Here is a 15,438-nt window from a genome sequence, read left to right as displayed (position 1 = left end):
TTCTAGAACGGCGAACGAGGAGACGCGACGATGGCAGAATTTGAAGGTGCCGAGCTGCAGCGGGTGAAGCTGCCTGACCTTGTGCGCCAGCACCTCACGACGAAGATCCTCGACGGCACGCTGGCGCCCGGCGATCCGCTTCCCTCCGAGGGAGAGCTCGCGCGCAGTTTCAAGGTCAGCAAGGCGGTGGTCCGGGAGGCCATGCGCGAGCTAAACGCCCTCAGCGTCCTCGATACCCAGCAGGGACGCCCGTCCTCCGTACGGGGTCTCACATCCGAGCCTCTCGCTTTCCTCTTTCAGGTCGGCGCCGTGCACGAGCAGGGCTATCGTGACCTGATCGAGCTGCGGCGTGCCATCGAATGCGAGGCGGCTGGACAGGCGGCGGAGCGCAGGACGCCCGAGCAGCTCGAGCAACTGCGCCTGTGCGTCGAGGGGCTTGCCGACAATATCCCGCGCCCGAAGATCGCGCGGGAGTTCGACTGGCTTTTCCATCTGACGATCGTGCAGGCGTCGGAGAATCGGCTTCTCGTCTGTGTCTTCGAGGCGCTCAAGGCGCAGACGCTGGCAGCGCAGGAGCTGTTGCGCTCCCATCGCACGCAGGCCGAACACGAGCTTGGCGTGGAGCGGCATCGTGTCGTGTACGAGGCCATTCGCGACCGCGACCCGGTCGAGGCGCGTCTGCGCATGAGCGTGCATTTCAACGTCAATCCGGCCGATCTCGCGCGTATTGCCGCGAAAATGCGACGTAACCGGAAGTAGATCATGCGGCTGATCACATTTCTCGTGCAGCGCATGATGCAACTTGTTCCGCTGCTCTTCATGGTGACGTTTCTCATCTTTTCCATGATGCAGCTTCTGCCGGGCGATCCGACATTCGCGATGCTCGGCGAGCAGGCCGGGCCGCAGGAGCGAGCGGCCTTGCGGGCCAAGCTCGGGCTCGATCAGCCTCTGCCCGTCCAGTACATGCGCTGGGTGGCCAACACCGCCAGTGGGGACCTGGGCACGTCACTGCGCACGCGGGAGCCGGTGAACGAGATGCTCATGACGCGCATCCCGGTGACGCTGCAGCTGACCGTGATGGCCATCTTGCTGTCCGTCATCATCGGGGTTCCGGCCGGCATCCTCGCGGCGCTGCGGCGCAATAGCTGGATCGACCTCGTCGTCAGTTTCCTGAGCATGGGCGGTGTCGCGATGCCCTTCTTCTGGATGGGCATGCTGCTGATCGGCTTCTTCACGCTGCGCCTCGGCTGGCTGCCGCCGTCCGGCTACGTGTCGCCAACGACCGATCTGTGGCTGAACCTCAAGCTGATGTTGATGCCAACCATCACCATCGGGACGACGATGGCCGCCCTCGTCATGCGCCAGACACGCACGGCCATGTTGCAGGTGCTGGGCGAAGACTTCATCCGCACGGCGCGTGCCAAGGGGGCGGGCGAACCCCGGGTGATCGGACTGCACGCCCTGCGCAACGCCCTCATCCCCGTGGTCACCGTCATTGGTCTTCAGACCGGCGCGCTCGTCAGCGGCGCTGTCGTGACGGAAACCATCTTCTCCCTGCCGGGCTTGGGGCGAATGCTTGTCGAGGGGATTTTCGAGCGCGACATCGCGCCGGTGCAGGCCGCGATACTCATCATCGTTGTCGGCGTTTTGCTCGTCAATCTTCTGACAGACCTTGCCTATGTTGTCCTCGATCGCCGCATAAAGCTTTAGGACGCCCATGCAACCGCTCATCTCGGCGCAGATCGAGGCACCTCCGCGCCTTGTCGCGCAGAATACCGCGTCGCTTTTCGCAAAACGATTGGGTCAGCTTCTCCGGCACAGGGTTGGGTGTCCGGGGCTGCTGATCATCTCCGCGCTTTGCCTGATCGCGCTCTTCGCTCCGCTGATCGCGCCCCATAACCCCGATGAGGCGTATTTCGACGCGATACTGTCCCCGCCGAACGCGCAGTTCTGGTTCGGAACGGATGATATCGGACGCGACGTCCTGTCCCGGCTCATCTTCGGCGCCCGCGTTTCACTCGGCATCGTTCTCGGTGCCATCAGCCTTGCCTTCGTCATCGGAAGCACGATCGGTGTCGTCTCGGGATATTATGGCGGTTGGGTCGACAACGTGATCATGCGGATCATGGACGGCCTGCTTGCCTTTCCGTTACTGGTTCTCGCCCTGGGCATCATCGCTGTTCTTGGGCCTAATCTGGTCAATGCGCTGATCGCGATTGCGATCATTAATATTCCGGGATGCGCCCGTCTCGTGCGCGGACAGGTTCTCACCGTCCGCCAGCTCGACTTCGTCCAGGCGGCACGCTCGATGGGGGCGACCGATGCGCGGATCATGGCTTCGCATGTCTGGCCAAGCGTGGTTGGCAACGTCATCGTCTATATGTCGCTACGCAGTTCCTCGGCTTTGATAACCGAATCCTCGCTGGCCTTCCTGGGGCTCGGTGCCGAGCCGCCGACGCCGACCTGGGGGCAGATCCTGGCGACGGGAATGCAATATTGGGACGCCTGGTGGCTCAGCCTGTTCCCAGGGATGACGATATTCTGCGCCGCGCTCGCCTTCAATTTCCTGGGTGATGGCTTGCGAGACGTCCTGGATACACGCTTGAAAAGTTGAATGTGCGAAGTCTGAGCAAGAATTAAACGCGCGAAGACTGCCTCCGCCCGCCCACTCGGATCGCGCTGCTGATGCTTCAGCCAGCGGCCTCCGGTGGATCAGGCAAGAAGCATTGAAGCAGAGGGAACAGCCGTGTCACATATTGCTGAAGTCAAAGTCACTCCCATCGCGTTTCGCGACGCGCCTTTGCTGAATGCGGCGGGTCTTCATGAGCCATGGGCCATACGCAGCGTTCTCGAAGTCGTGCTCAAGGACGGAACGGTCGGATTGTCGGAGACCTATGGCGATGCCATCACCATCGAGCTGTTGCGGGCCTGTGGGGATGATCTCATCGGCCTCGACATCTATGATCGCAACGGCTTGAAGCGGCGCGTGGCGTCGACGCTGCAGCGGCTCGCTCCTCCAACGGCTGACGTCTCCCCCCGCACGGCCAGCGTGACCCTTCTGCCGCGCATCTTCGGAGCCTTCGAGGTTGCCGCTTTTGACGCTGTCGGGCACCTGACGGGCCGACCGGTGTATGATCTACTCGGTGGGGCCTGCCGCCGCGATGTGCCTTTTTCCGCTTATCTCTTCTACAAATTTTCTCGCCACGAGTTGGTCAAGGACGGGTGGAGCGACCCCTGGGGCAATGTCCAGTCACCCGAGGAAATGGTGAGGGAAGCCCGCGAGATGGTGCGGCGTCACGGCTTTCAATCGCTGAAATTCAAGGCCGGTGTTTTCGAGCCCGCTCTCGAAGTCGAGACATTGCGTGCGTTACGTGTGGCTTTCCCGCAAGCGCCTTTGCGCATCGATCCCAATGGTGCCTGGACAGTCGAGACAACGCTCCGCATGCTGCCGGATTTCGAGGAACTGCTGGAGTATCTCGAAGATCCGACGATGACGATCGACGGAATGGCCGCGGTGCAGGCGAAGACGTCGCTGCCGTTGGCGACGAATATGTGCACCGTCGCTTTTGATCATGTGCCGGAGACGATCGCCAAGGGCGCGGTTCGTGTGATCCTGGCTGATCATCACTTCTGGGGCGGCCTGGAGGCCACCAAGGAACTGGCCGCCATCTGCCGCACGTGGGGCATTGGTCTTTCTATGCACTCAAACAGCCATCTTGGCATCAGCCTGATGGCCATGGCCCATCTTGCTGCGGCGACGCCAAATCTGACCTATGCCTGTGACACGCATTATCCTTGGGAAGAGGATGAGATCGTCGAGGGGGGCACAATACCCTTTATCGGCGGCTGCGTGCGCGTGTCAGACAAGCCTGGCCTTGGCGTTGCCCTGGATCGTGACGCGCTCGCGAAGCTGCATGACAACTGGCGCAGTTGTGGCATCATCGCGCGGGACGACGCTGCTGAGCTTCGTAAATACTGGCCGGACTGGTCTTCACATCGCCCGAGATGGTAGTTTGTCATGGCTGGGCGGCGGGTATCGGCCAATCATTGAGAGGCCGTCAGGAGTGCGTCCGCGACCTTCTCGCCAATCATCATCGTGGATAGATTTGTGTTGGCGCAGGGTACAGTCGGCATGATTGACGCGTCCGCCACATGCAGGCCTTCAACGCCTATGACCTTTCCCTTCGGGTCCACAACGCCCGCGCGATCGTCCGTGCTGCCCATGCGGCAGGTTCCACAGGCATGCCAGTTGCCGAGCACCGTCGCGCGTATCCAGGCATCGAGAAGCGCGTCGTCGTGCGTCATCGCGTGGATGTCATCCCCCCGCGGGAAGGCGAGCCGCATGATAGCCTTGCGCGGGATTTCGCCCGCGTCGAGAGTTTGTGCTCCGAGGCCGAGAATAATGTCACTCGCCATGCCGCCGGATCGAAGTGCGCGTAGCCAGCGGGTGTAGGCGCCGGCGAAGACACTATGGCTGACGGCTTTCACATCAGATGTCGTTAAAAGCCTGTAGACGAAGCGCACGCCCTCACGCATGCGCAGAAGATCCCGTTCGTCTGAAAGCAAGTTGAAGGCAACGAGAGGCTCCTCGGTCGGACTGCCATTCTTCAGGCGCACGAAGCCACGTGAGAATGCTTTGTCGGGTCCAACCCTCACCGCGGCAAAGTGGTTGCCGATCGGGCTGGGATCAAAGCGATTGGCGATCGAAATCTTCATGTCCTGGGAAGGGCAACCCTCAAGGCCCGAACTGAAACGCGCATAGACAAGAAATGGGTTGCGTACCTTCGGGCTCATCCGCCCCTGCGGCTTCAGATGCACGCCTAATCCAACCAATGGATGGTCTTGCAAGTTGGCGCCAACCCCTGGTCGGTCCGCCACGACAGAAATTTCGTGGTCGCGGAGGTGTTCAGCCGGGCCGACGCCCGAGCGCAGCAAGAGGGCTGGCGAGTGGATGGCGCCGGAACAGAGAATGATCTCGCGCGCTTCGATACGAATGGATCTCTTGGCTACGAGAGCTCTGACAGCGACGGCGCGACAGCCCTGCCACTCGATCTGCTCAACCCTCGCATGCGGCACGATATGCAGGTTCGGCCGCATCCGTGTTGTATTGTCGAGATAAGCGACGGCTGCGGATACCCGGCGACCATAGACGTTGTTGCGTGGAAAGGGGAAACAGCCGTCACCAGCCACGGCATTGGCATCGTCGTGATAGGGTAACCCGGCTTGCGCGGCCGCGATCCGGAAAGCCAGAGCGAAACCTCCCCAATCTTTTGGAAATGTTCTGCGGATCGGGACCGGCCCCTCGCGTCCGTGATGGTGTCCGCCAAAATCCATGTCTCGCTCAAGCTTGCGGAAATAGGGCAGGCATTCCTCCCACCCCCAACCGATCGCGCCCAGGCGCTCCCACTCGTCGTAGTCAGCTGGTATTCCGCGCAGCGCGACTTGGCCATTGACGCTCGATCCGCCGCCCATGACACGGGCCTGCTCATAGCGCGCCGGCTTCATCTGCGCCGCGATCTCGGCTGCCGAGCGGTTTCCGATAGGGTCTCGGTAGACCGTCAGATCGGTCCAGTAACGGCAATCCTGGAAGTAGTCCGGCAGGTAGCCTTCGTTGGCGATGGAGTCGGGTACCTCTTCCGGGGGCGTGTCCGGCCCGGCTTCGAGCAGGCAGACCCGCAGCGAACTGCGCGCTGACAGGCGGTTGGCCAGCACACATCCGGCCGAGCCGCCGCCGACGATGACATAGTCGAACCGCGTGGGACAATCCAAGATACAAATCCTCCTAGGATCTGGCTGGGATAATTACATCCTTGATCATTAATTTACAACATTGACATTTTCATCGCCGCGCGCATGATAGCCGCCTATAGGCCCCCGCCGGGCCGATGGAGCCAATCCCTGTGCCAGACCTTGCCAACGACGAGGCAACCGGTGAAGCAGCTGCCCTCAGCGGCCGTCTTGCCATAGCCGTCTACGAGCAGATCGAGCGGCTCATTCGTCGCGGGGAGTTCCCCAAGGGGGTTAAATTGCCGCCCGAGGCGGAACTCGCGCGGCGCTTCGGCGTATCCAGGCCCGTTGTCAGGGAGGCTTTGGCAAGGCTGCGGGAGGAGGGGATCGTGCGGTCCCAGCAGGGCTCGGGCACGTTCGTGATACGAGGGATGCTGCCGAGCGCGGCTGCCTTGCCGCCGATCCGGACGCTCGCGGATCTCCTTCGTTACTACGAGTATCGCACGGACGTCGAGGCGGCCACCGCCGGACTTGCGGCGGAGCGCCGGACGACTGACGACATCGCCGCGATCAGCAAGGTTCTGGCGGGGGCGGAGGACATGCTGAAGCAAGGTCAGCTGCAGTTGCTCGCCGACGCGAATTTCGCGTTCCACAGGGCGGTGGCGCAGGCGACACGAAATCCGTTTTACGTCCGTACGTTGGAAATGATGCCGAATTTCATCGGCCGGCACAAACTTGACCTCGTCGTTTCCAACGACAGCACCTCCGAGGCGCATCTCTGGCGGATACATCGAGAGCATGTGGCCATCTTCGAAGCCATAGAAGCGGCCGATCCCGCGCGGGCGCGGACGGAGATGCAGCGGCATATCCTCGCCGCGCGGGATGTGGTGCTGAATCGCCAGTCGCTCCTTGAAACCGTGGAGTTCGACGTCAGGGAATGACGGCTCCGCAACCGGCGCGGCAAAGCTGGCCGATCATCGATAACAATCGGGAGGAGAACAATGCTCACCAGACGCCACGCTGTGCTTGGCATAGCCGGTGCCACCCTGTCGGCCGCGGTGCCAGCCCGGGCCGAAGACAAGAAGCTTACGATCGTCGCGCATGCCGTGCACCGCGCGGCAGCGACGACCGGCAAGGGCGGAGATATAACCGCGTCTTGGCGGGAAAAAAACGGGGCCAACATAGAATGGCTGACGTTCGGCGTCGACGCGACCAACGAGCGCGCGTTACGCGAGGCGGGGCTTAGCCAGGGCAGCATCGACATTGCCTTCGTGCTGAACGGCTACGTCGGCCCGCAGTACGCCCAGCTCTTCGAGGATCTCAAGACGTGGCAGGCGCGGGATCCAATCCCGGCTTTCGACGAGATTCCGGACGCCATGTTGGCGACCCATCGTTATGGTGAACATTTGGCCGCGCTGCCCTATCGCCACGCGACGCACGGCTTGCATTACAACAGCACGCTTTTCGCGGAACGCGGGATAGCCGATCCTCCAAAAACGATCGCCGAGTTGATCGCGACGGCCGAGAAGCTGAGCTATGAGCGACCGGACGGGACACGCGTTTACGGTTTCGTCCTGAGCATGGAGGATCTCTCCTGCACCATGGACTGGATACGGGCATTCGGCGGAGACTTCATCACGCCGGATCTGAAGGTCGTGGTGGACGAGGCGCCAGCGGTTAAGGCCGTCGCGACTTTGCGCGAGCTCGTCCAGAAGAACGTGATGCCGCGCAACATCATGAACTTCAAGAACGAGGATGTGATCAACCATATGCAACAGGGCAGGGCGGCCATGACAAACAGCCCGTTCGGCCGCTATGCGACATTCAACGATCCCAAGGCCAGCAAATTCCAGGGCAAGATCCCTGTCGTGACCTTACCGGATGGCATTGATGGAATGCCCATACCCGCCAAGACCTCCGTCTGGGCGATGGCGATACCGCGCAATACCCGCAACAAGGAACTTGCCTGGAGTCTCGTGCGGCATCTCAGCACCCCCGAAAGCACGATTCTCGCCACGCTCAACGGCAACGGTCCCGTGCGACCCTCGGCCTATAACGACAAACGCGTGCAGGAACTCTTGCCCTACGCGAACGCCGAGAAAACGGCACTCAGCACCGCGCGGCTCATTACGCCGAGCTTCGCCAATGCCCCGCGCGCCATGAACGTGCTGATGGAAGAGCTGGGTCTTGCTCTCCTGGGCCGGAAGGAGCCGCAGGCCGCGATGAGCGAGGCGAAGGCACGGGTCGTGCCGTTGCTGACGGCCTGAATCGGGTCAGACGGAAGTATCAGGCTGCCGGTGGATAAGGCCCTCCGGCAGGCTTCCGCTATGGGCCGAAGTGACGGGTGATGCTCGCGAAACAGGCGTCGATCAGGGCCTCGAAGCCTTCGATGGCCGCCCCGCCGATATGTGGCGTAGCCAAAATCCCTGGAGTGTAGCCAATCTTGTCAGCGGGCAGCGGCTCGATCGCGAAATTATCGAAGCTCGCCGCCGCCAGACGGCCTTCTCGGACGGCAAGGCGTGCGGCGGTTTCGTCGACAACACCGGCCCGCGAGACCGAAATGAGGATCGCGGAACGCTTCATCAAGGCGATTTCCGGCGCTCCGATCGCGCACGGGGTCGCTGGGTTCAATGGGAGCTGCACGGATATGATGTCGGCGCTCTCAAGCAGCTCTTCCTTTGCGGCGTAGCGGACAGAGAGGCCCGCGACATCCGCCGCGACGGCATCGTGGTAGAGAATGTCAACGTCGAGGGACTGCAGGAGCCCGGCGAGATCGCGTCCAATCGCTCCAAACCCCATGAGCCCAACAGTTTTGCCTTGAAGTCTGCGCGGCGGCAGCCCGACCCTTCCTGTCTCCCACATGCCGCGCGACCAGGAAACTGCTACGTCGGGCAGCTGCCGTAGAAGCGCGAGCATGGCGAGCAGGATGAATTCCGAGACGCTGCGTGCGTTGACGCCGGGCAGCTCCGCTGTCGCGATGCCCCGGCTTGCCACATGGTCCCTGTCGATATTGTCAAGTCCGGTACCCCAGCGCTGGATGAGTTTCAGGCGGGGGGTCGCTGCAAGGAGCGCGTTTGAAACCGGCTCCGTGCCGACGACGAGCGCATCCAGCCTCGCGAGCACGTTGCGGTCAATCGGTGCCGATCCCAGAAACGCGAGATCAATCTCAGGGGGACAGCCCTGTTGGATGCGCGCGCGTTGCTCAGATGTCCATTCCATCGCGAAGCCTATGAAAAGGCGCCGCGATGGATCCAAGCGTGGCGTTTCGGCGAGGATTGTCAGAGTTGTGCTCCCTGGTCCTTCAGCGCCTGCTGGATGACGCCGATGGGGAGATGCCGCGCTTCGATGCGGCGATCGGCGGCCAATGCGGCGGCAACTCCCGCGGCCTGGCCGGTGACGATGCATCCAGCCTGCTGTCGGATCGAGCCGCAGGCCACGCGATCAGCCGAGACGCACCGTCCCGCTACCAGCAAGCCGTCGATCTCCTCGGGGACCAGGATGCGGAACGGGATCTGATAGAGCCTGCCGCCGCGAATCGCGGTCATGCGCGTTTTTTCGCTGCCGTCGATGTTGTGGACATCGACCGTCGCGCCGCAATAGCCGACGCTGTCGGGAAAGCTGCGCGCTTCAAGCACGTCGTCCCCAGTCAACATATACTCGCCGATAACGCGCCTCGTCTCGCGCACGCCGATGTTGTCGGCGATCTGCAAGACATAGGCATTTTCATAGCCCGGGACGTATTTGCGGTAGAATTCACCGATCTTCAGCGTGAAGTCACGCATCGATCCGATGGCCTCGCTGAGTGTCTTGTTGTCCGTGGCGTCGACACGATAGGCCATGTCCACATTGTGCATGGTTGTGTCGTACACAACTTTACCGTTGCGGAAGATCGGACGCAGAATGTTGTTATGCGCCCGTGGGTTGAGGGTCGTCGAACCAAATGCGCCGGGATAGTCGCCAGCCTGCGCGGCCACTTCACGCAAGCGCGGCAGCCCGGGGATGGTCAGTGGCTTGCCTTCCTCGTAGAGCTTGCGCAGCTTTCGCAGATAGCCCTCCGAGAAATCCTCCCGGCCGCTGCATGCATAGTCGATCGTTCTGTCGAGCTCGACGCCACCCATCAGGAAATACATCGTGATGGGCTGTACATAAGTGGGGTCGCCATTCTCGCCTTGTTCGTACCGGGCGCCGGCGAGCCACGCGACGTGGCCATCGCCCGTGGTGTCAATCACGCAGTCGGCGATGATTTCGTTGCCGAAGTTGGCCTTCACGCCGGCAACGCGTCCGTTCTCCCGCAGCACCGCCGTGACCTTCGTGTGGTATTCGATGGCAACGCCAGCCTCCCGGCACATTCTGTCGATGACGACCTTCATGATTTCCGGATCGAAGCTCACACGGATCGTCGCCTGTCCCGGCGTGCCGTAAGCGCCACCGGCGTCGATAAGCCGATCGATCATCTCCTGTGCAATCCCCTGCACAACTTGATCACCGGCATGCGATGTCTCCATCTCGACGAGTGTTTCCTGGTCCCGCCAAGGTTGGTGCCGCAAGGAGACTATTCCTGGGACAAGACCGCCGGTCATGGTGCCTCCGAGATAGCTTGATTGCTCGAGAAGCGTGACGTTCGCACCCGCCCGCGCCGCAGCAATAGCCGCGGCGAAGCCGCTTGTTCCGCCGCCGACCACAACCACTTTCGCCATAACTTCGCTCCCTTGGATCCGATCGGACAGCGCCGATGTCTGTTTGATGGAATTACAAATATGTAATTCAATGTTACATCCTTGACAGAAACGCAAGGGGGCCCTAGACGTCTTCCTGGCTGCTTTCGCAGTTAAGACCCGATCAAGAGGGCGAGTGGGAGGGGAGAATGCGCGATGCTGCACGCCCGGTGTCCTGATTCACGCCAGCGCGCGTCAGGGAAAGGGCAATCATGATCGCGCAGATCGCCCGACGGATCGACATCAGGCCGCTGCGGCGCGATGCTTCGATGCCGGATCGCCAGCGGCCGCCTCAGACGCGCCATGGCTTCTACGTCCTGCTGCTTTTGCCGGCACTGCTACTTCTCGTCGGCCTGCTGGCAACACCGGCGGTCTACATCGTATGGCTCAGTTTCCAGAAATCGACCCTTGGCCAGGAGCCTGCTTTCGTGGGCCTCGCCAACTACGCGGCGCTCATTGCCGACAGCGGCTTCTGGCGGGCGGTCTGGAATACGTTCGCAGTCGTCAATGTGATCGTCTATGGCGAGCTGGCGTTCGGGCTTGCCGTGGCCGTTCTGCTGAGGCGGGTTGAGATGGGCCGCAAGTTGATCATCGCCGCGATCATAGCTCCCTATGCCATCACAGAGAGCAGCGGCATCGTGATGTGGCGGTTCATGATGGAACCCGAAGTTGGAATTGCGTCACGGCTTCTGGATGGCGTCGGCATAGTGCTGCCCTGGGACTCGGAGCCCTGGGCCGGGCTTGCGCTTGCCTGCCTTATCGCCATCTGGCAACACATGCCCTTCACCTTTCTCATTCTCTACGCGGCGCTATTGAGCGTTCCGAAGGAGACGCAGGAGGCGGCCGCCATTGACGGTGCCACCGCCTGGCAACGCTTCTGGCGGGTCGAGGTGCCGATCATCATGCCCGCGATCCTGGTCGCGATCCTGTTTCGCTACATCTTCGCCATCCGGCTTTTCGGTGAGGTTTGGCTGCTGACGCGCGGCGGCCCGGCACGGCTGACTGAGGTTCTCGCGATTTATCTCTATCGGGAGACTTTCCAGTATAGGAACTTCGGATTGGCGTCGGCCGCCGGTGTATGCATGCTTTTACTATCGCTGCTGATAGCGCTACCCTACCTCTACAGGATGGCGAAGGAGGTACGCCGCGATGCATGACCTCCGCCTGTCGACACGACTGGTACGCGCGGCCGGTATTCTTGCGGTGCTGACGTGGAGTTTGGCGCCAATCCTGCTCGTCGTGACATCGGCGTTCAAGGAGCCGCGCCAGATCTTCGAGGTTCCGTTCCAAGCCTTCTTCATTCCGACCGCCGAAAACTTCGAGACGCTTGTCCGCCTCAACCCCGAGTTTTTCTCCGGTCTGCGAAACAGTGTCATCGTCACAGTATTCACAGTGCTCCTGACGCTCTGCGCGTCCTTCGGCGCCGGCTATGTATATGCGAGGACAAAGGAGACCGCCTACAAGGTCTCGGCGGTGTTCATGCTGGTCGTCAGGATGTTGCCGCCGATCGTCGTAACAGTTCCGCTGTTTCCGGTGATCAACTGGTTAGAGCTGAATGACAGTCACCTCATTCTCATCCTTCTCTATGCCGCGTTCTATGTCAGTCTCGGGGCCTGGATGATGCGCTCGTTCGTGGCACAGATCCCGATCGAACTCGAGGAGGCAGCCGCGATCGACGGCGCCACCCTCTGGCAGATCCTGCGGCTGGTCGTCCTGCCGCTCGCGGCGCAAGGGCTCGTTGCCTTGACGCTTTTTGTCGTCGTCTTCGCGTGGAACGAATATGTCTTCGCCATGATTTTCACCATGAACAATGCGCGCACAGCGCCTGTGGTGATTGGCGAGATGTTGAGCACCGCCGAAGGCGTGCAATGGGGCGCTGTCTTCGCCGCGGCCACGATCCAGCTCGTTCCCGTTGTGTTGATCGTGCTGGCTCTTCAGCGTTTCCTCATCGCTGGCCTCACCGCAGGTGCGGTCAAGAGCTGATCAGGCTGGATTTTACGCTCGGTCCATTTGCCTCAGCTTGGAAGATCAACATTCCTTCCTCGCGATAGCGAGGCAAAACCTTGGTTGGGGATGTCGGCGCTTGGAGGGGCCCCCCACTGTCCGCGTCAGGAGACGCTCGACAATGGATAGCGTCCGATAGGCGCGATGAAATTTCTTCCCCTCGGCCCGGCGAAAGCACGTTCAAGGATGGGCCGCCAGTCTTCGTCATCGACGCCGAGCTCAGCAGGCGTCCTGGGCACACCCAGTTCGCTCAGGAGACGGCGGAGATTGTCCGGGGCACTGTCCAGGGCGCCGAAAATCGTCGTTAATGCCGCGTCGCAAGCGGGATCAATGCCGCGAGCGGCCACCATCACCTCGGGCAGGCAGAATGAGCAGGCGATGCCATGGATGACCCCGTGCCGCATGGTGATGGGGTACGAGATGTTGTGAGCGAGCGCAGTCTTCGTATTGGAGAAGGCGAGGCCCGCTTGGGTCGCGCCATGGGCGAGAAGCGCGCGGGCTTGGGTATCACCGAGGTCGTGCTGGAGACGCGGCAGCGCCGTCAGAATGGCGCGCGCGGCCTCCACGGCGAAGGTGCGTGTTACCGGATTTGCATTGACGTTCCAGATACTTTCGAGCGCGTGCGACAGGGCGTCGAGGCCGCTCGCCTTGGTCAGACTCCAGGGCAGGGAGGCGGTGATCATTGGGTCGACCAGAGCCACTTCCGCGAAAAGACCCGGCCCGCTCAGAGAAAGCTTGCGGTCGCTTTCAGGATCCCAGATCGTGGCCCAAGGGATGAGATCGCTTCCCGTGCCGGCGGTGGTGGGAATCGCGATCAGCGGCAGGGGTGACACCGCGATAGCCGTGCAGGTCTCCAGATAATTCCGTACGGGCTCGAATTGCATATGGCCGGCGGCCAGAAACTTCGCGGAATCGATCACCGAGCCGCCGCCCAGCGCCACGATGACGTCGATCGCACCGCTCAGCGTCGAGAGCTGCTGGCAGATTTCCCGCAATAGGCTAAGGGAGGGGTTCGGTGTAATGGTATCGACGACGCCAACAGGCTCGCCTGCCCGTGCCGCCACCCTGGCGCGCCAGGGCCATATCGGTGCGTCCGGATGGGTGACGAGAAGGTAGCGCCGGCCGGCGACCTCAGCCCCGATCGCGTCGATGATGCCCTCTCCGAAGCGCAGCTTGACCGGGTTGTGGTAGATCCAACCTGTCATGGCTTGTCTCCAGCCAGGAGCCTCGCGTTAATGGCCGCGATTACCGGTGGAAGGTCGGCGATCGTGTCTATCGTGAAGTGGGCCCCTGCATCATCGAGGGTGTTGCGGGCTGCCTCGCGTCGTGCCGTCTGTTCCGCTTCGTCGAGCGCCAGCCAGTCTGCCAGCGGCAACCCCACCTCGTTACCGCTGGCGATGATGCCGACGGCCCACATCCCCCGGCGCGGGCCGCGAGAAGTCCGGTTGGGCTGTCATCGACAACCACGCAGGCGCGGACATCAGGCGCACTGAGCGCGACAGCGTTGGCCAGCACCATGTCGGGATAGGGGCGTCCGCGGGTCACGTCGCTGACCGTCACACAGTGGTCGGGCTTGTAGCCCTGCAAGCTGGCGAGCGGCATCAGCCCGTCCATGACGCTGCGCGGATAACCTGTGGTGCTGCCGATCGTGATGCTCTGTCCGCGCAGGCAGGCGATTGTCTCGAGCGCGCCGGGAATGAGCGCACTATGCCGGGCGCAGTTGACGGCATCGATCCTGAGAAAGGCGGCATAGAGCCGGTCGATGTCCGTCTCACTGACGCTACGACCCTTCTCCATCTGCCAACGCCTGGATACGTCGGGCTGGGCGAGGATCAGCGCGATATGTTCGCGCTTGGCCGCGCCCATCGGCGCGCGCGCTTCGGCCTCCAATATCGTAAGGCCGTCCTCCGCGAAGGCCTCGCGAAATGCCGCGACCGGCGCGATGCATCCGAAGTCCAGCACTGTGCCGGCCCAATCGAAGATCACCGTGGAAACAGGGCCGCGGAAACCCTTGCCATGTATCGGGTGTCGGGTCTGGTTGTTGGCTGTCGTCATCGTCATTGTCCTACCCCGACGGTCAGAACCACATGGGATTGGACCAGGCGCAGCGCCCGGCGGCATCGAGAACGGCGAGCCGTCCCCAGCCTTCCGTAAAGCGGGTGAGGGGGAGGCGTGCCTCGGTCATGTCTGCGCCTGAGGCGAAGGACGAGCGCGCGTGGCGTCCCAGCAGCATGATCTGGGCGCTGGGTGAACAGCTCACGACGAGTTCGTCGCCCTCGCGCCGGATGTCATGAATATCCGGACCCTGCGTGGAATAATAATGCCCTGCCTTCAGCGCGGCGAGCAGCGCCTCGGGCTCATTGGCCTCGGCTTTCACCATCACCCACCCGCCGAAAGCGTCTCGCTCCACATCGCCGGGAATATTGAAATGCGCGTCGTCGCAGGCCAGCGCGTTGATCTTGCGGCCCTCGATCAGCATCTGGTCGAGAAAATAACTGCCACCGCCGCGCGAGCAGTGCACCTGGCTCGTGTGGTTATAGACTTCGACCGCATGGGCGTTGGCGATCGTCCGCGCGTCCTCGATCGTCAGGGCGTACCATTCTGGATGGGGAATGGCGATGAAGGCGCCGGCCCGATAGGCGCGCTCCGCCAGTTGCGGCCCTGTCTCGTCCGCGCTCGGCGGCGTAAAATCCGCCGGCAAGCCGACTGCGAGGATATGCCAATGGTCGCCGCCGCTTGTCGCGTTGGCGTGCAGTTCAGCGCCCAGGATGGTGGTGAAGCGGTCGCTCCGGTAGCCCGTCGTGTCGGTCAGCGGAAAGTCATAGGCCTTGAGGAAGTGATCGGACAGGCAGAGAAAATCATAGCCGCGTTCCCGATAGCGCCGGCAGACCTCCTCGGGATCCAGCTTGCCGTCGGAGCGTGTCGAGTGAGTATGCAGGTTGCCCTTGAAGAAACGGCCGGGAGCGGTGAAGGCGTCAGACGACATGGGTTT

General features: G+C 62.1%; 14 protein-coding genes. 8 read left to right on the top strand and 6 right to left on the bottom strand.

Features of this window, described 5'->3' with window-relative positions:
- Positions 1-30: 30 nt before the first annotated feature.
- The 4 genes from KIO74_RS24300 (at position 31) to KIO74_RS24285 (ending at position 4,012) form a co-directional block, all read left to right on the top strand.
- Complete coding sequence (locus KIO74_RS24300) at positions 31-759, top strand: FadR/GntR family transcriptional regulator (RefSeq protein WP_213337534.1); 729 nt, start codon at positions 31-33, stop codon at positions 757-759.
- Positions 760-762: 3 nt separating this feature from the next.
- Entirely contained in the window at positions 763-1,710 is a 948-nt protein-coding gene (locus tag KIO74_RS24295) for an ABC transporter permease (protein ID WP_213337532.1), read from the top strand.
- 7 nt (positions 1,711-1,717) lie between these two features.
- On the top strand, positions 1,718-2,614 hold the full coding sequence (locus KIO74_RS24290; RefSeq protein WP_213337530.1) for an ABC transporter permease: 897 nt from the start codon (positions 1,718-1,720) through the stop codon (positions 2,612-2,614).
- 132 nt (positions 2,615-2,746) lie between these two features.
- On the top strand, positions 2,747-4,012 hold the full coding sequence (locus KIO74_RS24285) for an enolase C-terminal domain-like protein (protein ID WP_291978593.1): 1,266 nt from the start codon (positions 2,747-2,749) through the stop codon (positions 4,010-4,012).
- Between the two features lie 32 nt (positions 4,013-4,044).
- Here KIO74_RS24285 and KIO74_RS24280 read toward each other — a convergent pair whose 3' ends face one another.
- Positions 4,045-5,769: a GMC family oxidoreductase gene (locus KIO74_RS24280; RefSeq protein ID WP_213337528.1), complete on the bottom strand. Its 1,725-nt coding sequence runs from the start codon at positions 5,767-5,769 to the stop codon at positions 4,045-4,047.
- A gap of 131 nt (positions 5,770-5,900) precedes the next feature.
- Here KIO74_RS24280 and KIO74_RS24275 point away from each other — a divergent pair, with 131 nt between their 5' ends.
- Entirely contained in the window at positions 5,901-6,668 is a 768-nt protein-coding gene (locus KIO74_RS24275) for a FadR/GntR family transcriptional regulator (protein WP_213337526.1), read from the top strand.
- A gap of 60 nt (positions 6,669-6,728) precedes the next feature.
- Positions 6,729-7,994 (top strand): ABC transporter substrate-binding protein, encoded by a 1,266-nt coding sequence (locus tag KIO74_RS24270; RefSeq protein ID WP_213337524.1) that lies wholly within the window; start codon positions 6,729-6,731, stop codon positions 7,992-7,994.
- Positions 7,995-8,052: 58 nt separating this feature from the next.
- On the opposite strand, the gene KIO74_RS24265 is transcribed toward KIO74_RS24270, so the two are convergent.
- Positions 8,053-8,946 carry an NAD(P)-dependent oxidoreductase gene (locus KIO74_RS24265; protein ID WP_213337522.1) on the bottom strand — a complete coding sequence of 298 codons (894 nt, stop codon included), beginning with the start codon at positions 8,944-8,946 and terminating at the stop codon, positions 8,053-8,055.
- Between the two features lie 59 nt (positions 8,947-9,005).
- Entirely contained in the window at positions 9,006-10,607 is a 1,602-nt protein-coding gene (locus KIO74_RS24260) for an FAD-dependent oxidoreductase (RefSeq protein ID WP_349629233.1), read from the bottom strand.
- Positions 10,608-10,654: 47 nt separating this feature from the next.
- Between KIO74_RS24260 and KIO74_RS24255 the strand changes: the two genes are divergently transcribed.
- On the top strand, positions 10,655-11,599 hold the full coding sequence (locus KIO74_RS24255; protein ID WP_249731459.1) for a carbohydrate ABC transporter permease: 945 nt from the start codon (positions 10,655-10,657) through the stop codon (positions 11,597-11,599).
- Positions 11,592-12,425, top strand: coding sequence for a carbohydrate ABC transporter permease (locus tag KIO74_RS24250; protein WP_213337520.1), 834 nt, complete (start codon positions 11,592-11,594; stop codon positions 12,423-12,425). Before KIO74_RS24255 ends, KIO74_RS24250 begins: the two co-directional genes overlap by 8 nt.
- A 125-nt stretch (positions 12,426-12,550) precedes the next feature.
- On the opposite strand, the gene psrA is transcribed toward KIO74_RS24250, so the two are convergent.
- The 3 genes from psrA to KIO74_RS24235 form a co-directional block, all read right to left on the bottom strand.
- Positions 12,551-13,651 carry an iron-containing alcohol dehydrogenase PsrA gene (psrA, locus tag KIO74_RS24245; protein WP_213337519.1) on the bottom strand — a complete coding sequence of 367 codons (1,101 nt, stop codon included), beginning with the start codon at positions 13,649-13,651 and terminating at the stop codon, positions 12,551-12,553.
- A gap of 67 nt (positions 13,652-13,718) precedes the next feature.
- Positions 13,719-14,501, bottom strand: a complete 783-nt coding sequence (gene phnX, locus KIO74_RS24240) for a phosphonoacetaldehyde hydrolase (protein WP_213337518.1) — start codon at positions 14,499-14,501, stop codon at positions 13,719-13,721.
- 22 nt (positions 14,502-14,523) lie between these two features.
- A complete protein-coding gene (locus KIO74_RS24235) occupies positions 14,524-15,432 on the bottom strand; it encodes a PHP domain-containing protein (protein ID WP_213337517.1) in 909 nt (302 codons plus the stop codon).
- Positions 15,433-15,438 lie beyond the last annotated feature (6 nt).

This window comes from Chelatococcus sp. HY11 (assembly GCF_018398335.1).
GTDB lineage: Bacteria > Pseudomonadota > Alphaproteobacteria > Rhizobiales > Beijerinckiaceae > Chelatococcus.
The sequence above is the reverse complement of the archived record's forward strand: the minus strand, read 5'-3'. Positions and strand labels throughout refer to the sequence as shown.